We start from the raw sequence: 20,386 nt of genomic DNA, 5'->3' as shown, positions 1-20,386 counted from the left end.
CGCCGGCTCGCCCCCAAGTCACGGACGTGAGCGCGCGGACGACAGAGGTGATCCTCGAATGTCCGCGCGCCGGCCGTCCATGGCCGCATTCCGTGCCGGAAGAAAGGAACACCAGTGCGTCCCCCACTCGTGCCGCGCAGACGAACATCGGCCGCGGTGTCCGCCGCCCTACTGATCACCACAGGAGTCCTCATCGGAACGCTCACCCCCCAAGCCCAGGCGGCGGCGGGCCACACGATCGTGGTCGCGCCCGCCGGGACCAAGCACGCCGACGACCACGGCCCCGGCAACGCCGGACGGCCGCTGGCGACCCTGCAGGAGGCACAGCGCCGGGCACGCGCGGCCGCGGCCGAGGGGAAGCACGACGTCACCGTCGAACTCCTCGACGGCACCTACCGGCTGACCGCGCCGCTGCGGTTCGACGCCGCCGACTCCGGACGGAACGGGCACACCGTGACCTGGAAGGCCAGGCGGGGCGCCGAGCCCGTGCTGAGCGGCGCCAAGCCCGTCACCGGGTGGGAGCTCGACGACGCCGCCACAGGCGTCTACAAGGCCCAGGTCGGGACCGGGTTCGACAGCCGGCAGCTCTACGTCGACGGGGTGCTGGCGCAGCGCGCGCGCATCAGGCTGGCCCGCGCCGACATCACGCTGAACGCCACCGGCTTCACCCTCAACAACCCCGACCTCGCCTACCTGGCGACGCTGCCCGACCAGAAGCGCATCGACTTCCAGGCGATGCTGTCGTTCACCAACCGTTTCGCGCCCGTCGAGAGCATCTCCGGCTCCACGGTCGTCATGCAGCAACCCGCCTGGGACAACAACACCTACGGCTACGACACCGTCCAGTCCCCGCTCCGCACGCCGACCTTCTTCCTGCTGAACTCCAGGAGGTTCCTCGACGAACCCGGTGAGTGGTACCTGGACACGAGCGCGGGGACGCTCTACTACAAGCCGCTCGCCGGGCAGGATCTGTCACGGGCGCGCGCCGAGCTGCCGCGGCTCGAGTCGCTGCTGCAGGTCGGCGGCACCTACGACGAACCCGCCCGCAACCTGCGGTTCGAGGGCCTGACCTTCACCGGCACCACGTGGCTGTACCCCAGCACCTCCGACGGATACGCCAACCAGCAGACCGGCGTGTTCATCTCCGGTGTCCAGCCGCACCGGCCGGCCGACGCGTTCACCTCGTGCGCGTTCGGCTGCAAGGGATTCGAGGGATCGCGCAACGGCTGGGCCCAGGCGGCCGCGGCGGTGCAGGTGTCGGCGGCCGAAGGCGTCCATTTCGTGCGCGACACCTTCGTGAACCTCGGCTCCATCGGCCTCGGCATCGGCAACGACGCCAACGCGCACGCCAGCGGCGTGGGGCTCGGCGCGCGTGACATCTCGGTCGTGGGCAGCACGTTCACCGCGAGCGCCGGCGGCGGCATCATGGTCGGCGGCGTACGACCCGACGCGCACCATCCCTCCGACCCTCGCATGCTCAACAGCGACATCACGATCAGCGACAACCGCATCCACTCCACCGCCCGTGAGTACCTGGACCAGGACGGCATCTTCGCCAGCTACGTCACGCGGCTGACCATCGAGCACAACTACGTCGCGGACATGCCGTACACCGGCATCGGCCTCGGGTACGGCTGGGGCGCCAACGACCCGGGAGGCAGCCCCGAGTACCTCAACCGCGGGCTCTACGACTTCCAGCCCGTCTACGACACGCCGACGACCGCGAGCGACGTACGGGTCGTGGGCAACCATGTGCGCGACGTCGTCCACACGATGTTCGACGCCGGCTGCATCTACACGCTCTCGGCGATGCCCCGCAGCACGATCGACGAGAACTACTGCGAGAAGAGCGGGCAGCTCGGCCTGTACTTCGACGAGGGCTCCCGGTACCTGTCCGCGAACCGCAACGTGTTCGTCGGCACCGCGGGGCAGTGGGCGCACGCCAACAACCAGAACGGCAACCACACCGGCGACCTCACGCTGACCGGGAACTGGGCGACCAACCCGGCCATCACCGGCATCGTCAACGGCCAGCGCGGCAACGTCACACGCGACAACACCACCGTCACGACCGGCAACCTCCCGATCGAGGCCAGCCGGGTGATCCACGACGCGGGCCCGAGAGGCCCGTACCGCGGCGCCGCCGACCCGCAGCGCCCCCCGGCCGGCGCCGAGCTCGCGGCCGAACCGGCCAGCGTGAGCGCCGGTGGCACGAGCACGGTCACCGCCACGGTGGCGAACGTCGGCGACCACCCGGTCAGCGGACTGAGCGCCTCGGTCACCGTCCCTGAGGGGTGGCAAGCCGTCCAGATCGGCGAGCCGCTGAAGCGCGGGCTGCCGCCCGGCGCGTCCGCCACCGTGTCGTGGCAGGTCACGGCGCCCGGCTCGTTCACGACCCCGGTCAGCCGCGCGGCGGTCACGGTGTCGCTGGCCTTCCGGGCGGACAGGGCTCAGTACGCGCTGCAGAGGGCTCTGACGCTGACCGCGCTCAACCCGCTGACGTCCCTGAAGGGATACGGATCGGTGCCGAGCCGGTTCGCCGAAGCCGGCGGCGCCTACGCCGTCCTGACCTCCGGTGCCGACATCTGGCAGGACGGCGGCGGGGCCTTCGACGACTACGGCGCCGTCTACCAGGACGACGCCGTCGGGACCACCGCCACGGTGACCGCGCGGGTCACCCAGATGGACAACACCAACGCCTGGGCCAAGGCCGGTGTGGTCATCCGCAACGACCTCACCGCCGCCGCGTCGTCGCCCGGATACGCCGTCATGGTCGTCACCCCCGGCAACGGGGTCGCCTTCCAGTGGGACTCCAACGGCAACGGGTACCTCGACTCGTTCAGCGGGGCCGCGGGGGTCAGGGCGCCGGCCTGGGTGCGCCTCGTCCGCTCCGGCGACCAGGTCAGCGGCTACTACTCCACGAACGGCACCACCTGGACCAAGGTCGGCCCGACCGTCACGCTCGCCGGCATCGCCGGGACGCAGGACGCGGGACTGATCGCCACCTCCCACGCGGCCGGCGTGACCGGCCAGTTCACCTTCAGCGACTTCGGTGTGAGCCAGTAGGGGCGAGGGTTTCGGACCGGACATCGCGAACTGCGCCGAGGGCGGCCGGCCGCCCTCGGCGCAGGTGCGAGAAGGACCGGGTCAGCTCGTGAGGCTCCAGCGCTGGTTGGCGCCGCCGTTGCAGGACCACAGGTTGAGCTTGGTGCCGTTGGCGGTGGCGTTGCTCGGCACGTCCAGGCACAACCCGGACTGCACGCCGGTGATGGTGCCGTTGGCGTTGACGTTCCATTGCTGGTTGGTCTGGCCGTTGCAGTCCCAGATGATCACCTGGGTGCCGTTCGCGGTGCCCTGGCCGTAGGCGTCCAGGCACTTGTTGCCGTACACCTGCAGTTGCTTGCCGGCTGTGTAGGTGAACCGCTGGTTGGTGCCGCTGCCGCAGTCCCAGATCTGGGCCTGTGTCCCGTTGGCGGTGCTGGAACCGGTGATGTCGACGCAGCGGCCCGACCCGGCTCCGACGATCCGCACGTTCTGCTGGTTGTTGCCGCCGCTCTGCGGCCCGGCCGACGCCATCACCGCCTGGGCACCGGACGGCCAGGCGCCGTTGGTGACCGTCACGTTGTTGTTGACGACGTTGCCGCGGTCACCGTTGGTGACGTTCGTGCTGCTGTTGCTGGTCCAGTTGCCGGTGACGGTGAAGTTGCCCATGTTCTCGGCGTACCAGTAGTTGGCGGTGGCCCAGGTGCCGATGGAGTTGAAGACGTTGTTGCGTGCGGTGTAGTAGCGCGAGCCTTCGTCGAAGTAGAGCCCGAACCAGCCGTTGGTCCGCAGGCAGTAGTTGTCGTTGATCACCGCGTTGGGGTTGGCCGAGAGGGTGTAGATGCATCCGCCGTCGGTCATCTGCTGCATGACGTCGTGCACGTAGTTGCCGATGAGCTGGTTGCCGGAGGCGGTGGTGGGTGTGGTGTAGCGCGGCTGGTAGTTGTACAGGCCGCGGTCGGCGTAGTGGTTGCTGCCGCCGGCGTCGTTGGAGCCCCAGCCGTACCCGATCGACATGCCGGTGTAGGGCAGGTTGTAGACCTCGTTGTGGGAGATGGTCGCGGTGGTGACGTAGGTGGTCACGACCGAGACGACGCCGCGGTACTCCAGGCCGAGGTCGTGGATGCGGTTGTTGCTGACGGTGATGTTCCGGTTGACCATCCGCTGGTCGCCGGGGTGGTGGGCGTCGGCGCGCACGCCGCCGACCACGATGCCGCCGGCCGAGTTGCGGGCGATCTCCGAGCGGGTGATCGTGATGTTGCTGGCACCCAGGCCCACACCGCTGGCGTGCGCGTTGGCGTCGTTGCCGATGCCGATGGCGGTCTGCCCCATGTTGACGAACTGGGAGTCGGTGAAGGTGACGTTGTTGGCCGCGGAGATCTGCACGGCGGCGGGCATCTGGTACCAGTTGGGCCGGGTGGCCTCGAACTGCGGGCAGCCCTGATGGCAGGTGGTGAAGCCCGGCCAGCTCCAGTTGCCGGCCATGTAGGCGCCGGTCTGCTGGTCCACGTACCCCTGGTTGCCGCTGGCGCCGAGCCAGCTCGTGCCGGAGAAGACGATGCCGCTGAAGGTGATGTGGTGGGCGGGCGCGTCGTAGGTGCCCCCGACGTTCACCAGGGACTGCAGCACCGGCAGCTCGACGCTGACGCTGCTCATGTTCTGCCCGGAGAGCGGGATGTAGGACAGCACGCCGGTGCCGGGGTTGATGTACCACTCGCCCGGCGAGTCCAGGAACTCGTAGGCGTTGGTCAGGTACAGCGGGCCCGCGCGGTGCGGGCTGGTGAAGGTGTCGTACCCGAAGTTGTTGTTGCTCCACCCGGGCTGCTGCATCGTGATGAGGTTGCCGCTGATGTCCTGCACGCTGGCGTACCGGTCGGTGAACGAGCCGACGCTCTCCATCTGGACCCGGTTCTTGTTGGCCAGGTTGTTCAGGTAGCTCAGCGCGGAGTTGCTGAACCTCATCCCGGTGCTTGAGGCGGTGAAGTCGGCGCGGTTCACCTGGGTACGCGCCCGGGTGGCGAGGGCGCCGTTGACGTAGAGCTGCCGGCTGTCGATCCCGGTGCCGACGTTGGCCCGCCAGATGTTCTTCGCCGAGTCGGCCAGCGTCCAGCCGGTGACCGCCCTGGCGCCGCTGATCACCGGGCGCGCCGACTGCGCCGCGCGCCATATGACCTGGTAGCCGTTGTTGCCGGAGTCGGCCGCGGTCAGCCGCAGCGGCGCCGACAGCCGGTACACCCCGTCGGCCAGTTCCACGACGATGTCACCGGACATGGCGCCGGTCAGCGAGCGCACGGCCGTCTGCGCGGCGGGCAGCGAACAGGGCTGGGCGGAGGTACACGCGCTACCGGTACCCGAGGGAGAGGCGTAGAGGGTCGTGGTGGCCGCCAAGGCGGACGAGGGCGCCACCAACGCGGCCGCGGCGGTCAGCCCCAGCGCGGCGACACCGGCTGACACCAGCCTCCGCAGCGCTGAGTACGACGATTCGAACACGGGACCTCCTGAGAGGTGGGGGGATGTGGGGACGGCGGGAACGCTCCGCTCGCCGGAGGAGGCTCCGGCGGGTGTCACGCCTCCGCGGCCGGCACGGCGGTGCTGGACCGGTACGGCCGGCCGCACTGCCTTGTCGCTGCTTGCTTCACGGCCGGCCGGGAACCGGCCGCCGAGGCGAAACGTAATTCGTATGACGTCTCACGTCAACAGTGTTGGTGTATGTGCGTGATCGTCCCCAGGGTTTTTGCACTCGATGACAGGGCCGTGAACGCTCGGAAGGTCCGGCGCCGCCCGGCCGCTGCCCGTCCAAGGACGGGCAGGTGGACGAGGGCCCCTGAGCCAGCGGCCCTGGTCCGGTCGTCAGGAGCGCTGAACGTCCGGACCCGAGGTCAGGCGCGGGTCCACTGCTGGTTGGTGCCGCCGTGGCAGGTGTAGATCTGGAGTCTGGCGCCGTTGGCGGTACTCGCGTTGGCGACATCCAGGCACTTGTTCGCGCCCACCGCGGTGATGGTGCCGTCGGAGTTGAACCGCCACTTCTGGTTGTTCTGCCCGTTGCAGTCCCAGATGATCACGGTGGTGCCGTCGGCGGTACCCGCGCCGTTCACGTCCAGGCACTTGCCGCCTGCGGTGCGCAGCTCAGTCGCTCCGGTCGCCGTCCACTGCTGGTTGGCGCCGCCGTGGCAGTCCCAGATCTGTACCTGTGTCCCGTTCGCCGTGGAGCTGTTGGGCAGGTCCAGGCATCTGCCCGACGCCACGCCCCGGATCGTGTTCCCGGAGGCCGTCGGGGTGACCGTGGGGGTGGCCGTAGGAGTGGCCGTGGGGGTGGGGTTGGGGCCGAACTGGGAGAAGAACCTCCAGACCTCGCCCTTGGTCCAGGTCGTGATGCCGCTCTCGGCGTAGGTCCCGTCCACCGGGCCCGGCATGTGGCCGTTGTCGAACGCGGCCCAGACGACCGGGTACCCCGCCCGGCAGCCCGAGTAGGTGGTGGTGATGTGCGTCCGGCTGCCCGAGGCCGGCTCCGGCGGGTTCTGCGCGGTGCAGCCGTTGTTGCGGACGAACCTGTCACGCAGCGACCGGCCCTGAGAGATGCTCAGCACGTTGTCGCTGATGCCGTGCAGTCCCATGTACGCGATGGGCTGCGTGCCGCCGCTGCATCCGCTGAGCTGCGCGCCGGAGAACACCGCGACCGCGCGGAACACCGTCGCGCGGCTGCACGCGAGGGAGTAGCTCATGCCGCCGCCGTAGCTGAACCCTGTGGCGAAGCGCTGCGTGGTGTCGATGCACAGATCGGCGTCGAACAGCCTGATCATGTCGTCGACGAAGGTGACGTCCTCACCGCCGGAGTTGGCCCAGCCGTTGCCGATGCCCTGCGGCGACACGAGGATCGCGCTGTTGTTCGACAGTTGCATGAGCCCGTAGTAGGCCCAGGGGGCCCCGCTGGTCCCGCCCGACGCGACGTCGTTCATGGTGCCGCCCCGCCAGTGGAACGCGAAGATCAACCGGTAGGGGCGGGTGTTGTCGTAGTTGTCGGGAATCCGCAGGATGTAGGAGCGGCTCTTGCCGCTGCTCTGGATGGTGTGCGTACCGCTTCTCAGGGTCGGGGTCTTGCCGCATCCGGCGGTCGCCGCGAGGGTGCCGGCACCGGCGGACGACGGGGCGCCTTGGCTCAGCGCCGCGTGTCCGGTGGCCAGGACGAGAACGACCGCCGCCGTGATCGCCGTCAGGATGGATCTGCTCCTCGACATCACAGGACCCTCCCTGGGGTCCGGACGGCGAAAGGCATGGAGGGGGAAACCATTGACGCTCCTTTTCGGGGTGGAGGGGATCCCTACTCGTGTTAGCGCTCACATTTCTGCTTTGTTGAATATTCCTTTCAACAGGCGCTCTGGAGGTGTGGTGGAGCGGAGCAAATATGACCGTGACGAGACCTGTCAAGGATGGGGGTCGCCCTTCGTGGCGAGCCCGGACGCGACGGCTCCGCTACCGCCGCCGCTGACCAGGGAGGCCCTCACGGCCACCGGTGACGCGCCACGGTGAAATTTTCACCCTGAGTGAGGGAGGAGGAGGCTAACGCCGCAGCCGTTCCGGGTCGGCCGGCCCGCTGCGGCGTACGAGCCAGGCTTCGGTGATGTGCGTGAACATCGCGCCGGCGGCGCCCTCGGGGTCGTGGGCGGCGATGCGCTCGTAGATGCGGCGATGGCCGAGGTTGGACGCCACGCACAGGGCCCGCTCGGTCTTGCCCATGTACCGGGCGGTGTTGACGACCTGGTTCTCCAGCGACCGCACCACGGCGCGGGCGATGCGGTTGCCGGACGCCTGCATGATCGTGTCGTGGAAGGCCCGGTCGATGTCGGCGTACGCGGCGGGGTCGTCCACGAGCTCGTCCATGCGATCGACGTGCATGCGCAACCGTTCGACGGTGTCCTCGCCCGCGAGCCGGGCGGCGACGTTCGCCATGTCGGACTCCAGGACGCGCCGCGTGACGACCAGGTCGTCGAGGATCGTGAGGCTGTCGTCCTCGGCGATGGCCGCCGCGAGGACGAGCTCGTCCAGCATGTCCCACATCGCAGACGGGGTCACCGTGGTGCCCGACCCCTGGCGGACCTGCACCAGTCCCTTTTCCTGGAGGATCTTCACCGCTTCGCGCACGACGGTCCGGCTCACCGAGAACGCCTCGCACAGCGCGGGCTCGGCGGGGAGCGGGGTCCCCGGCGGGTACACCCCTCCGACGACGCGCTCCACCAGTTCCGCCGTCACCGCCTTGGCGAGGCTGGCCGGTCGCCGCACCCATGCCGGCGGTGCCGGGACGCTGCGGGGCGTTTCCTGGGATGCGGTCATTTTCCCTCCGAGCTCCCGCCGAGGCGCCACCGCGCTAGTATATGTCAACCGTATTGACGTAAGACGTCATACGAGTTACGTTCTCGCGCAAGGCTGGCGCGACCGGCCGCACTCTGGAGAGCACAGCGATGAGGCAGCGAACACTGTGGCCGGCAGTTCTGATCGCCTGCCTGCTCCTGGCCGGCCGCGGAAGCGCGGCACCGACGGGACCCCCGGCCGGTGCCGCGAATCGAGCGGGCTGACCCGTGACGATCGGAGATCCCCCGTCGCTGGTCCGCGCGACGGGACGGGCAGGCGGCGGGACGAGCACGCGTGGAACGCCGCACGGCGGCAGCGGTGCGCGTTCCCGGCGCAGGTCCCGTGCGCGGCGTTCCGAACGTCTCGCGCCCTACGTCCTGGTGGCCCCGGCCGTACTGATCATCGTGCTGCTGCGGTTGTGGCCGCTGGTCCTCGGCGTCAACTTCTCCTTCACCGGCGACGGCGCGCGCAACGGGACGCCGGTCGGCTTCGACAACTACGTGACCCTGTTCCAGGATCCGCTGTTCCGCGGCGCCCTGCGCAACGTCGGGCTGCTGGTGCTGCTGCTTCCCGTGGCGGTGGCCGTCCCGGGTCTGCTCGCGACGTTCATCTATCTGCGCGTCCCCGGGCACCGGGTCTTCCGCAGCGTCTATTTCTTCCCGGCCGTGCTCTCGCCGGTGATCGTCGGTGCGATCTTCAACCTCCTGCTCGCGTTCGACGGCCCGGTGAACGGCGTCCTCGCCACGGCCGGCCTCGGTCCCGTCGACTGGCTCGGGGACCCGGCCGTCGCCATGGTGACCGTCGTCGGCGTGCACATCTGGGCGACGTTCGGGATGGCCCTTGTCGTGTTCCTGGCCGGTTTCGCCACCCTCAACGCCTCCCTGCTGGACGCGGCACGGATGGACGGCGCCTCCGTACGCCAGATGATCTGGCACATCATCATCCCGGGTCTTTCCCGCACCATCCAGTTCGTCTTCGTCACCACCATGATCGGGATGCTCACGTCCATGTTCGGCCTGCTGTACGTCATGACCAGCGGGGGGCCGGGAGGCTCGACCTACCTGCCGGAGTACTACGTCTGGATCCAGCAGGGGCAGATGAACCGTCCGGCGCTCGCCTCGGCCGCGTCGACCGTGCTCTTCCTCGTGATGCTCGTCGTGGGCCTCCTGCAGATGAGCCTGCTCCGCCGCGCGGGACGGGAGGACTGATGACCGGCCGGCGCCTGGGCATGTGGGCGGCCGCCATCCCGATGACGCTGCTCGCGCTCGCGACCATCTATCCCCTTCTGTTCACCGCCAACGTCGCGGTGAAGACCCGGCGCGAGTACATCCTCGACCGGTTCTCCCTGGCGACCTCGCCGCACTGGGACAACATCGTCACGGCGTGGACGAGCGTCGGCATGGCCCGGTACTTCCTCAACTCGCTCATCATGGTGACGGCCGCGGTGGTCCTGCTGCTGCTCTTCGGGTCGATGGCGGGCTTCGCGCTGAGCCAGTTGCGGTTCCGCGGGTCCTCGGTGCTCTTCCTGGGCTGTCTGGCGGCGCTGTTCATCCCGTTCCAAGTGATCATGGTGCCGCTCACCCGGGTCATGGCGGTCAGCGGCCTCATCGACACCTATCCGGGCCTGATCCTGAGCTACGTCGCCCAGTTCCTCCCGTTCACCGTCTTCTTGATGACGAGTTACTACAAGACCATTCCGACGGAGATCGTGGACGCGGCGAGGATCGACGGGAACACGACCTACGGCATATACCGGCGGATCATGCTACCGATGGGGACTCCGGCGTTGTTGTCGGTCGGCATCCTCAACGCTCTGTTCTGCTGGAACGACGTGCTCATCGCCCTGCTGATGATGCCGTCCGCCGGGAACCGTACCCTCATGGTCGGGGTGACCTCGTTGCGTGGCCAGTACTCCAACGACATCCCCACCTTCGCCTCAGGAGTCCTGATCGCCGCCGTACCGGTGCTGATGCTCTATCTGTTCCTCCAGCGTCAGATCGCCGACGGTGTCACCGCCGGCTCCACGAAAGGCTGACCCGCTCACGCGGTGGTGACCCGGCTTCCTTGGAGCCGGGCCGCCGAGGCGGGCCGGCTCCAAGGAGCGGGCGTCATGGAGCGGTCAGACGCGGGTCCACTTCTGGTTGTTCTGGCCGTTGCACGTATAGATATGTGCGCGGGTGCCGTTGGCGGTGCCGCCGCTGACGACATCCAGGCACTTGTTCGCCCCGACCGCGGTGATGCTGCCGTCGGAGTTGAAACGCCACTTCTGGTTGTTCTGGCCGTTGCAGTCCCAGATGATCACCGCGGTACCGTCCGCCGTGCCACCACCGTTGACGTCCAGGCACTTGCCGCCGTACACCCGCAGCTCACCCGCACTGGTCGAGGTCCACTGCTGGTTGACCTGCCCGTTGCAGTCCCAGATCAGCACCTGCGCGCCATTGGCCTGAGAAGCACCGTTGACGTCCAGGCACCGCCCCGACGCCACACCACGCAACGCGCTCGTGCCCGCCGTGGGAGTGGGAGTCGGAGTGGGCGTGGGCGTGGGCGTCTGGCTGCCGCCTCCCTGTGCGACGCCCCGGCCGTTGAAGGTGATCGAGTCGACGTCGAACGCGTTCGCCGTCGGCGCCTTGAACACCACATAAAGGTTGCGGGTGCCACCGGGGTCGGTGACCCGCGCCGCGGGCAGGGACGCGTAGGTGTTCCAGCCCCCGGTCGCCGGCACGGACGCGGAGGCGATGAGCGTCCCGGTCGGCGAGTCGGCCCGCAACTCGATGGACCCTCCGGTGCTGGACGGCGCCGAGACGCGGAAGGACACCGAGTCGATGCCGGTCAGGTTGACCGGCGTGAAGGAGACCCAGTCGTTGTTGGAGACGTCGCCGATGCGCCTGCCGCCCTCGGCCCCGGCCTCGTCGACGACCCGGATCCCGGACGAGCCGGTGTAGTGCTCCAGCTGCTTGTGCTTGGGCTGCAGCGTGATGCCGGCGTTGCCCTTCAGCCCGCCGTTGTCGGTGTAGTCGGCGATCAGGGCGTAGTAGATGTTGGACGCCTCGTCATGGCCGGAGGCCGTGGTCGTGACCATCCCGGAGCACCCGGTGTACTGACCGGTGTCGTGGGCGTGCTGGTCGTGGCCGAGGGCGGTGATCACGTTGACCCTCGAGCAGTTGACGGTGCCGTCCTCGGGATCGGTGACGTTCATGGTGAAGGGCACCGAGTCGCCGAAGTCGATGAACCCGCCGTCGGGCGGCGACGCGAAGACGACCCGGGGCCGGGTGTTGCCGACGATGATGGTCACCGTGATGGTGCCCGTCTTGCCGGTCGAGTCCCGCAAGGTCAGCCTGACGGTGTAGGTGCCGTTGGTGGAGTAGGTGTGGGACGGGTTGGCGCTGGTGGAGGTCCCGCCGTCGCCGAAGTCCCAGCTATAGGTGAACGAGTCACCGTCGGGGTCGGCGGAGCCGGCCGAGGAGAACGCCACCGTGAGCGGCGCGGCGCCCGAGTCGGGGTTCGCGGTGATCTTGGGGATGGGAGCGCGGTTCCCGGCCACGTAGTCGATGCGGTAGATGCTGTCGTCGGTGTTGGCGTGGCCGAAGCCGTTGCCCCAGTCGGCCATGTACAGCGCGCCGTCCGGGCCGAACTTCATGTCGATCGGCGCGTGCGGGGCGATCTGCGCCACGAAGGGGCTGATCTTCAGCAGGTTGCCGGAGGAGTCCAGGCGGAGCTCCTTGACGAAGTTGCGGCTCCACTCGTAGAGGAACGGCGTGCCGTTGTAGTACTCGGGGAATTTGCGGTCGGAGGTGCTCGCCGCGTCGTAGCGGTAGAACGGCCCGCCCATCGGGCCCGCGCCGCCACAGCAGTTGATCTCGGGGAACTGGGCCGAGGCGTGGTAGTTGTACCAGATCGTCGCGGGCTGGGCGGCGGGCAGGGTGGTGAGGCCGGTGTTGTTGGGTGAGTTGTTGACCGGCGCCGCGCAGTTGAACTTCGCCCCCGAGGTGTTGGTGGCGAAGTTGAAGTCGTTGAACGCGATGTTGTTGCCGACGCAGTACGGCCAGCCGTAGAAGCCCGGCTGCTTGATCAGGTTCCACTCGACCGTGCCCTCGGGGCCGCGGTTGGCGTTGGCGCTGCCCGCGTCAGGACCGTAGTCCCCCACCGAGATCCAGCCGGTGGCCTTGTCGACCGAGAAGCGGAACGGGTTGCGGAAACCCATCGCGTAGATCTCCGGCCGGGTCCTCGCGGTGCCCGGCGCGAACATGTTGCCGGACGGGATGGTGTAGGTGCCGTCGGCCTCGGGGTGGATGCGAAGGATCTTGCCGCGCAGGTCGTTGGTGTTGGCGGAGGACCGCTGGGCGTCGTAGTGCTCCCGGCCCTGCCGCTCGTCGATCGGGGCGTAACCGCTGGACCCGTTGGGGTTGGTGTCGTCACCCGGGCCGATGTACAGGTTGCCGTTCGGCCCGAAGGCGAGGTAACCGCCGGTGTGGCCCGGCTCGTCGACGTTGCGGTACGCCGGGATCTCGATGATCCTCTTCTCGCTCGCCATGTCGAGGCTGGTGCCGTTGAAGGTGAACCGCGACACCCGGTTCACCTCACCGCCGTTGGACGGCGAGTAGTTGAGGTAGATCCAGCCGTTGGTGGCGAAGTTCGGATCCAGGGCCAGCCCGATGCCGCCGTCCTCACCGCCGTCGTACACCGACAGGGTGCCGATGACGCGGGTGGCGCCGCCGCCGGCGGGGATCAGGTTGACCTTGCCGGAGCGGGAGATGTAGAAGACGCGGCCGTCAGCCGCCACGTCAAGCTCCATCGGCTGGTCCGGCGCGCCGTCGAGGGTCACCTTCTGGAACCGGGCCGAGATGGTGCCGCCGCAGTCACCCGGCTCCGCGCCGGCCGCCCACTTCACCCCGCCCAGCAGGTGCTGCTTGAACGCCGCCTCGGAGTAGGAGGACGCCTGGTGCCCCATCGCGGTCGCCCACATCCGGCCGCCCTCGGGGTTGTGACACCACGAGATCGGGTGGTCGGCGCCCATCCGGCTGGACCCCGGGTCGTAGGTGGTCTCGTCCGCGGTGACCAGCACGTGCACCGAGCCGCGCGTGTTCTTGTCGAAGTTGTACCACTCCTCCGTGCGGGTCCACCGGTCCGGCAGTCCCTTGGTGGAGGGGTGGACCTTGTCGGCCACCTTGGCGGTGCCCTGGACGGTCGCCGAGTGCGCGGTCATGTGCGCACCGGCCATCACGACCTGGTCCCACCAGGGGAACTGCGACTCGATGTTCATGTCGGTGGCGTTGTGGATCGCCACGACGCCGCGACCGCTGCGCACGTAAGCCTGGAAGGCCGAACGCTGGGCGTCGTTGTCCCACACCATGCCGCTGGTCTGGAACATGATCACGGCGTCGTAGGTGTTGAACGTCGACGACGTGAAGACGGAGGAGTTCTCGCTGGTGTCGAGCTGGAAGTTGTTCTCGGCCGCCATCTGCTGGAACATCGCGATTCCGGCGGGGATGGAGTCGTGCCGGTAGGCGCCGCTCGCGGTCTTGCTGAACAGCAGCACCTTGAACAGCGGAGCGGCCGCGTTCGCCACCGGGGGTACCAGCGGCAGCAACAACGCCGCCAGGGCCGCGGAGAGAGCGAGGAGCAGGCGTGATCTTCGCATGGAGGGTCTCCTGGGGGGGACGGTTGGAGTTGGAGGGGTGCGAAGGAGATGAGCCGGTACGGCTCGGTGGGCGGTCAGGTCATGAGGGTCCGGAGGAAGGCGAGGCCCTCGGTGGCGAGGGCGTCCTGGGTCGGGGCGAGGGGACGCCAGATGGACGCGGCGGTGGCGATGGTCTTGTTGTCCGCGGTGAAGGACTCGATCACGAGCGGGCCGCGGTAGCCCGCGTCGCGGACGGCCGAGGCGAAGCCCGGCCAGTCGAAGTGGTCGGAGCCGGGGGCGCCGCGGTCGGTGCCGCACACCTGGATGTGCGCGATCCTGGCGCCCGCCAGCCGGACGGCCTGGTGGGGATCCTTCTCCTCGATGTTCATGTGGTAGGTGTCGAGGGCGAGCCCGCATTCCTCCGGGAGGGCGTCGAGCGCCTGCTCGACGGTGTTGATGACGCTGGTCTCGTACCGGTTGAGCGGTTCGACGCCGATCCGGACCCCGCGTTCGGCCGCGTAGGCGACCACCGGTTTCAGGTTCTCCCTCAGCTCGCCGTAGATGGCGCGCCGCTCGTCCGGGCTCATCCGCCAGGCCCGGCCGACCGAGGCGTAGGCGGGGCCGCTGACCGCCGGCGCGCCGACGGTCACCGCCACGTCCACGCAGTGCCGCAGGTAGTCCTGGGTGTCCTGGACGGTTCGCGGCGAGGCCCCGACGAGTTCGCGTCCCGGTGGCATCGTGAGCACGACCGACGCGGCGAGCCCGAGACCGTCGAGGAGGGCCGCCGCCCGCCCGGGGTCCCAGTCACCGGGATGCTCGATCGGAAGTTCGACGACGTCGAACCCCCATCCCGCGATGCGCGGCGCGAGGGCGGCCAGGGCCTCGCCGGTGAGCGGCGAGACCCAGACCCACGTGTTGACGCCGATCACGCCGTGCCGCCCCACTTCTCGGGGTAGCCGGGCAGGTTCTCGCAGCCGCACAGGGCGTAGTGCAGCGGCGGCATGCCGGGCTTGAGGTAGGTGGGGAGGTTCTCCTGGGTGATCGTCGGTTGCGGGAGGTTCCAGACCTTCGGCACCTCCTCGCCCTTGAGGATCTTGAGCGCCGCGATGACGGGCGTGCGCCACTGGTACGTCGGGTAGGTCGGGGCGATCGCGGTGAGCTTCGCGTCGCTCCACTTCTTCAGGAAGTCCTGCTGGTCCTCACCGTTGATCGGCGGCACGGGCACGCCCGCGTCCTCGAACGCCTCGACGGCCGCGACGGCGGTGGCACCCGCGTCCATCCAGACCCCGTCGATCTTGCCGTGGCGCTGGATGTAGTCGCTGACGATGCTCTTGGTCTTCGCGGCGTCGCCGTCGGTGAACTCCACGCCGACGACGTCGAGGTCGCTCTTGTCGAACGCGACCTTCGCCGCCGACCACCGGGTCTCCAGCACGTCCACACCGGGCAGGATGCGCAGCGCCAGGATCTTCCCGCCGGACGGCACCTTGTCGATGAGGAACTCGGCCGCCGTGGCGCCGAAGGCGTAGCCGCCGATCGGCTTGATGAAGGTGACAGGGCAGTCGGTCTGCACGCCCCGGTCGAACACGATGACCGGCACCTTCGGGCAGGCCCCGGACACCGCGGGGGTCAGCGTCGCCGTGGTGTTGGGCGAGACGATCAGCACGTCGCAGCCCTTGCCCTGCAGCTCCGCGATGTCGGAGATCTGCTTGTCGTCCTTGCCTTCGGCGTCCAGGGCGGTGAAGCGGCCGATCTCCTTGTGCAGGCCCACCTCCGCCTGCATGGTCTTCCAGCCGACCTGCCGCCAGGGGTTGTTCACCGCGGCGTTGGAGAAGCACAGATGGTACGGTCCCGCCTTCTTGTACTTGGCGGTGCTGACCGGCTGCGGGTCGATGCTCTGCTCCCACGGCTGGTCGGGTGAGCCTGTCGGCTGTGCCTGGCGCATCGCCATCTGGGCGTCGTAGTCGGCCTGCACGAAGAACTTCGACTGGGCTCCGGTGCCCTTGTCCGCCGTCCCGGTGGACGCGGCCGGCGCGGCGGTGGCGGAGGGCGAGGGTTTGTCGCTGGCGCACGCGGCCGCCGACATCGTCAGCACGGCCAGCACGGCGGCGGTGAGGAGCCGCCGCGGATATGAACTCATGATTTTCCTTCCATCACGAGGCGGCCGCGGTTCCTGCGCGGGAGGCTCACGGCCCCCAGCGCCACCGCGGCGATGATGATCACGCCCTGCACGGCCGGCTCCAGCGCCCCCGAGACGCCGTACAGGTTGAGGAGGGTGAACAGCGCTTCCAAAGTGAAGGCGCCCGCCATCGCGGCGACCACGGAACCGCGTCCGCCGCCGAGGACCACGCCGCCGAGCACGACAGCGGTGATGGCCTGGAACTCCAGGCCCTGGCCCACCTGGGCGGACACCCCGGCGAAGCCACCGAGCAGGATCGCGGCGACCGCCGCGGACAGCCCGGAGATCATGAAAGCCACCGTCCGTACGCGGGCGACGCGGACGCCGGACAGCGCCGCGGCCCGGTCGTTGTCGCCGGCCGCGATCAGCGTGTGGCCGAAACGGGCGCGCATCGTCCAGACCGCGGCCGCCGCCACCACGACGAGGACCACGACCGACCAGGGCACCGGGCCCAGACCTCCCCGGCCGATCTCACGGAACTCCGGGGACAGGGCGCCCCTGGGGGCGCCGCCCGTCCACAGGAAGATCGCTCCTGAAAGGATCAGCAACATCGCGAGGGTCGTGATGAACGACGGGACGCGGAGCACGGTGGAGACGATCCCGTTGACCAGTCCGACGAGCGGGCCGAGGAGGATCAGCAGGGCCAGGACGGGCCAGGTCGCCTCCGCGGAACCGTCGATGAGCCGCGCGGCGATCACCACCTCGGCGGTGACGAGTGAGCCGACGGACAGGTCGAACTCGCCGGACACGATGACGAAGTACTGCCCGGCCGCGAGGATCACCAGCGGCGCGGCCCGTTTGACGAAGGCGAGGAAGGCCGGCGGCTCCATGAAGTAGGGGTTGACGATCGCGATCGCCACCAGCAGCCCGGCCAGCACCACGAAGATCGGCAGTGCGCGTCTCATTGCTTCCGCCTCCCCCGCGCGTAGATCGCCAGGGCGGCGACCAGGACCACCCCGCGCACCACGTCCTTGGCGAAGGAGTCGATCTCCAACTGGTTGAAGATGCTGTCGAGGACGGCCAGGACCAGGACTCCGCCGACGGTCCCCGCGACCCCGCCGCGGCCCCCCGCCAGCGCGGTGCCGCCCAGCACCACCGCGGCGATCGACTCCAGGTCGTACCCGCCGTCGGTCCCGACCGTCGGCGCGCCGGCCCCGAGCCGGGACGCGAGCAGCAGCCCGGCGATGCCGGCGCAGATCGAGCAGAGCACGTGGGCGGTGACGATGACCCGCTCGGTGCGGACTCCCGACAGCCGCGCGACCTCGGCGTCCCCGCCGACCGCGTAGATCCGGTATCCCAGCCGCGTCCGGCCGAGCAGGAGCGCCGCGGAGGCCGCCACCGCGGCCAGGAGCAGCGCCGACACCGGCACCGGCCCGATGCGGTCGTACCCGAGGTGCTGGAAGGACTCGGGCACGTTGCCCGCCGGCCCGTCGTACCGCTCGTCGAGCACCCCTCTGATGATCAGGGCGACCCCGAGCGTGGCGATGAAGGCGTGCACCCGGAGCTTGGTGACGATCAGGCCGTTCACCAGCCCGGCGAGCGCGCTCACCGCCAGCACCGCGGCGATCGCGACCGGCACGCGCGCGCCGGCGCCCGCCATGATCTCGGCCGCGACCAGCGAGGTCAGGCTGATCAGGTAGGCCACCGAGAGGTCCAGGCTCCCCGCCAGGATCACCAGGGTCTGCCCGACCGCGACGATGCCGAGTGCCGCCGATCGCTGCTGGATGCCGACGATGTTCTCCTGGCTGAGGAACCATGCGCCGTCCAGCGCGAACAGCAGCCAGCCCAGCAGGACGAGCAGGGCCAGCGCCACGTACACCGGGCGTGCGGGCCGGTCGCCCGTCAGCCGCTGGAGGAACGAGGCCCCGGCGGGGACGGTCAGCCGTTTCACCTGCTGAGTCATGACGCGGCCGCCAGGCGCATCACGGCCTCCTCGGTGGACCCGGCGGGAAGCTCTCCGGCGACGCGGCCGTCCCGCAGCACCACGATGCGATCGCTCATGCCGATGAGCTCGGGAAGCTCGGAGGAGATCATCAAGATGGCCGTGCCGTCACGGGCGATTTCGCGCATCAGCTCGTGGATGGCGGCCTTGGCGCCGACGTCGACGCCGCGGGTGGGTTCGTCGAGCAGCAGGACGCGGGGCGCGACCGTCATCCATTTGGCCAGCACGACCTTCTGCTGGTTGCCTCCGGACAACAACCGGACCTCCTGGGCGGGCCGTGGCGGGCTGAGCCGCACACGCTGGAGCAGCCGCTCGATCGCGGGCGGGCGTTTCCCGGTCGCCCGGGCGACGAGCATGGCGTTGTCGCGCACCCGCTGGCTCAGCAGAAGTCCTTCCGCCTTGCGGTCCTCGGTGACCAGGCCGATCCCCGCGGCGATGCCCTGGCGGACCGAGCGGGGGCGGCACGGCGTCATCTCGCCGCCGGTGAAGGGCTCCGCGCCGAACAGCGCCTTGGCCAGCTCGGTGCGGCCCGAGCCCTGCAGGCCGGCGATTCCGACGATCTCTCCCGCGCGCAGGTCGAGGTCGATGCCGTGCAGCCTGGCGTTGCCGCCGCCGCGCACGCTCAGCATCACCTCTCCGGGCGGTTCCGCCGCCCGGGGCGGGTAGTACGAGTCGAGCTCCCGGCCGACCATCAGCCGGACCAGGGTCGCGGTGTCCAGGCTGGAAGCCTCCGCGGTGGTGACCCGGGCACCGTCCTTGAGCACGGTGATCCGGTCGGCGAGCTCGAAGATCTCGCGCAGCCGGTGCGAGATGTACAGGACGGCGATGCCGCGCGCGGTGAGCCGCCGCACCAGCGTGTAGAGCAGTTCCACCTCGTGGTCGGCCAGGGCGGCGGTCGGCTCGTCCATCACGACGATCCGCGCGTTCAGCGACAGCGCCTTGGCGATCTCGACGACCTGCTGCTGGGCGACCGAGAGCCGCCGGATGAGATCCCGTGGCCCGAACGACTCCTCGCCGAGCGAGCTCAGCAGTTCACCGGTCGCCGACTCCATCCCGGCCCGGTCCACCAGCCCTCGCCGGACGGGTTCCCGGCCGAGGAAGACGTTCTCGGCCACCGTACGCTCCCGCAGCAGGGTGAGCTCCTGGTAGATGATCGTCACCCCGGCCCGCTGCGCCTCGATCGGGTGCCTGAACGCCACCTTCCGGCCGTCGATCTCGATCGTCCCCTCGTCCGGGGTGTGGACCCCGGCGAGGATCTTCATGAGCGTCGACTTGCCGGCGCCGTTCTCCCCCACCACCGCGTGGACCTCGCCGGCGGACGCCTCCAGGTCGACCCCGCCGAGCACCCGGACCCCCAGGAAGCTCTTGCCGATGCCGGTCATCCTCAGCACGCGGCCCGCCCATCGGGCCACGCGACCGGACCGGCGGTGGGCGGCGCCGCCTTTGAACCCGCGGAGGGACGCCGCGTTCGCCCTTGCGACAGGAGTTGAATCGGTTCGGCACATAAATAAGTGTGCCTAGTCTGGCTATTAAGCATGCTTATCCAAAGATGTGACAGCGGATCGATGCGAGTCAGTGAGCCGAGCGCCTCGACAACCGGGTGGTGTTATCCCAGTTCGAGTGCCACTGATCGTGGCGTAAGCGTCCTATCTCTCTCAATCCGCGACAGACGGGGCTTAATGATTCCACAGGCTGTGGCCTGATGAGTATGAAACTTTCACCTCGCCCCGTCCAGCCCGGGCGGCCTCGATCGAAGCCGCGCCGGGCGTGAAGGTGCCCAGTGGGAGCAGGACGCGGAGACATCGCGTCCCGCTCCCCGGACATGGTGGAAGTTCTCAGGCGCGGGTCCACTTCTGGTTGTTCTGGCCGTTGCACGTATAGATCTGTGCGCGGGTTCCGTTGGCGGTGCCGCCGACGTCCAGGCACTTGTTCGCCCCGACGGCGGTGATGCTGCCGTCGGAGTTGAACCGCCACTTCTGGTTGTTCTGGCCGTTGCAGTCCCAGATGATCACCGCGGTGCCGTTGGCGGTGCCGGCGCCGTTGACGTCCAGGCACTTGCCGCCGTACACCCGCAGCTCACTGGCGCCGGTCGAGGTCCACTGCTGGTTGACCCGCCCGTTGCAGTCCCAGATCAGCACCTGCGCGCCATTGGCCTGGGAACCGCCGTTGACGTCCAGGCACCGCCCCGACGCCACACCACGCAACGCGCTCGTGCCCGCCGTGGGAGTGGGGGTGGGAGTGGGAGTAGGCGTGGGGGTGGGGG

At 69.3% G+C, this 20,386-nt stretch carries 13 protein-coding genes; 3 read left to right on the top strand and 10 right to left on the bottom strand.

Features of this window, described 5'->3' with window-relative positions; all coding sequences use genetic code 11:
- Positions 1-114 precede the first annotated feature (114 nt).
- Positions 115-3,066, top strand: coding sequence for an NEW3 domain-containing protein (locus ABGB17_RS00065; protein ID WP_347625563.1), 2,952 nt, complete (start codon positions 115-117; stop codon positions 3,064-3,066).
- An 81-nt stretch (positions 3,067-3,147) separates the two neighbouring features.
- On the opposite strand, the gene ABGB17_RS00060 is transcribed toward ABGB17_RS00065, so the two are convergent.
- The 3 genes from ABGB17_RS00060 to ABGB17_RS00050 all read right to left on the bottom strand — a co-directional run bounded on the left by ABGB17_RS00060 (position 3,148) and on the right by ABGB17_RS00050 (position 8,370).
- Positions 3,148-5,532: a ricin-type beta-trefoil lectin domain protein gene (locus ABGB17_RS00060; protein WP_347625562.1), complete on the bottom strand. Its 2,385-nt coding sequence runs from the start codon at positions 5,530-5,532 to the stop codon at positions 3,148-3,150.
- A gap of 389 nt (positions 5,533-5,921) precedes the next feature.
- Positions 5,922-7,277 (bottom strand): RICIN domain-containing protein, encoded by a 1,356-nt coding sequence (locus ABGB17_RS00055; RefSeq protein WP_347625561.1) that lies wholly within the window; start codon positions 7,275-7,277, stop codon positions 5,922-5,924.
- 322 nt (positions 7,278-7,599) lie between these two features.
- The gene (locus ABGB17_RS00050; RefSeq protein WP_347625560.1) at positions 7,600-8,370 is read right to left on the bottom strand and encodes a FadR/GntR family transcriptional regulator; all 771 of its coding nucleotides are present in this window, start codon (positions 8,368-8,370) and stop codon (positions 7,600-7,602) included.
- Between the two features lie 245 nt (positions 8,371-8,615).
- On the opposite strand from ABGB17_RS00050, the gene ABGB17_RS00045 reads away from it, so the two are divergent.
- Together ABGB17_RS00045 and ABGB17_RS00040 are read left to right on the top strand one after the other, a co-directional pair.
- Positions 8,616-9,596, top strand: coding sequence for a sugar ABC transporter permease (locus ABGB17_RS00045; protein WP_347625559.1), 981 nt, complete (start codon positions 8,616-8,618; stop codon positions 9,594-9,596).
- Positions 9,596-10,423: a carbohydrate ABC transporter permease gene (locus ABGB17_RS00040; RefSeq protein ID WP_347625558.1), complete on the top strand. Its 828-nt coding sequence runs from the start codon at positions 9,596-9,598 to the stop codon at positions 10,421-10,423. Before ABGB17_RS00045 ends, ABGB17_RS00040 begins: the two co-directional genes overlap by 1 nt.
- An 84-nt stretch (positions 10,424-10,507) precedes the next feature.
- Here the strand turns inward: ABGB17_RS00040 and ABGB17_RS00035 are convergent, their stop codons facing one another.
- The 7 genes from ABGB17_RS00035 to ABGB17_RS00005 all read right to left on the bottom strand — a co-directional run.
- Positions 10,508-14,026, bottom strand: a complete 3,519-nt coding sequence (locus tag ABGB17_RS00035; protein WP_347625557.1) for a lectin — start codon at positions 14,024-14,026, stop codon at positions 10,508-10,510.
- Positions 14,027-14,100: 74 nt separating this feature from the next.
- Positions 14,101-14,934: a sugar phosphate isomerase/epimerase family protein gene (locus ABGB17_RS00030; protein ID WP_347625556.1), complete on the bottom strand. Its 834-nt coding sequence runs from the start codon at positions 14,932-14,934 to the stop codon at positions 14,101-14,103.
- Positions 14,931-16,142: a substrate-binding domain-containing protein gene (locus ABGB17_RS00025; RefSeq protein ID WP_347625555.1), complete on the bottom strand. Its 1,212-nt coding sequence runs from the start codon at positions 16,140-16,142 to the stop codon at positions 14,931-14,933. Before ABGB17_RS00025 ends, ABGB17_RS00030 begins: the two co-directional genes overlap by 4 nt.
- Entirely contained in the window at positions 16,139-17,086 is a 948-nt protein-coding gene (locus ABGB17_RS00020; protein WP_347625554.1) for an ABC transporter permease, read from the bottom strand. Before ABGB17_RS00020 ends, ABGB17_RS00025 begins: the two co-directional genes overlap by 4 nt.
- Positions 17,083-18,084, bottom strand: a complete 1,002-nt coding sequence (locus ABGB17_RS00015) for an ABC transporter permease (RefSeq protein WP_347625553.1) — start codon at positions 18,082-18,084, stop codon at positions 17,083-17,085. The genes ABGB17_RS00020 and ABGB17_RS00015 overlap by 4 nt, the downstream gene beginning before the upstream one ends.
- The gene (locus ABGB17_RS00010) at positions 18,081-19,505 is read right to left on the bottom strand and encodes a sugar ABC transporter ATP-binding protein (RefSeq protein ID WP_347625957.1); all 1,425 of its coding nucleotides are present in this window, start codon (positions 19,503-19,505) and stop codon (positions 18,081-18,083) included. Before ABGB17_RS00010 ends, ABGB17_RS00015 begins: the two co-directional genes overlap by 4 nt.
- A 453-nt stretch (positions 19,506-19,958) precedes the next feature.
- Positions 19,959-20,386: ricin-type beta-trefoil lectin domain protein (locus ABGB17_RS00005; protein WP_347625552.1), on the bottom strand; the 428-nt coding region annotated here is incomplete at its 5' end.

The sequence above is a fragment of the Sphaerisporangium sp. B11E5 genome (genome assembly GCF_039871875.1).
GTDB lineage: Bacteria > Actinomycetota > Actinomycetes > Streptosporangiales > Streptosporangiaceae > Sphaerisporangium.
This window is presented reverse-complemented; position numbering and strand designations above follow the sequence as displayed.

Bases quoted from the DNA above. Each gene is read 5' to 3' on its own strand.
- ABGB17_RS00055 (WP_347625561.1), bottom strand. From the start codon at position 7,277: ATGTCGAGGAGCAGATCCATCCTGACGGCGATCACGGCGGCGGTCGTT.
- ABGB17_RS00050 (WP_347625560.1), bottom strand. From the start codon at position 8,370: ATGACCGCATCCCAGGAAACGCCCCGCAGCGTCCCGGCACCGCCGGCA.
- ABGB17_RS00040 (WP_347625558.1), top strand. From the start codon at position 9,596: ATGACCGGCCGGCGCCTGGGCATGTGGGCGGCCGCCATCCCGATGACG.
- ABGB17_RS00035 (WP_347625557.1), bottom strand. From the start codon at position 14,026: ATGCGAAGATCACGCCTGCTCCTCGCTCTCTCCGCGGCCCTGGCGGCG.
- ABGB17_RS00025 (WP_347625555.1), bottom strand. From the start codon at position 16,142: ATGAGTTCATATCCGCGGCGGCTCCTCACCGCCGCCGTGCTGGCCGTG.
- ABGB17_RS00020 (WP_347625554.1), bottom strand. From the start codon at position 17,086: ATGAGACGCGCACTGCCGATCTTCGTGGTGCTGGCCGGGCTGCTGGTG.
- ABGB17_RS00015 (WP_347625553.1), bottom strand. From the start codon at position 18,084: ATGACTCAGCAGGTGAAACGGCTGACCGTCCCCGCCGGGGCCTCGTTC.
- ABGB17_RS00010 (WP_347625957.1), bottom strand. From the start codon at position 19,505: ATGACCGGCATCGGCAAGAGCTTCCTGGGGGTCCGGGTGCTCGGCGGG.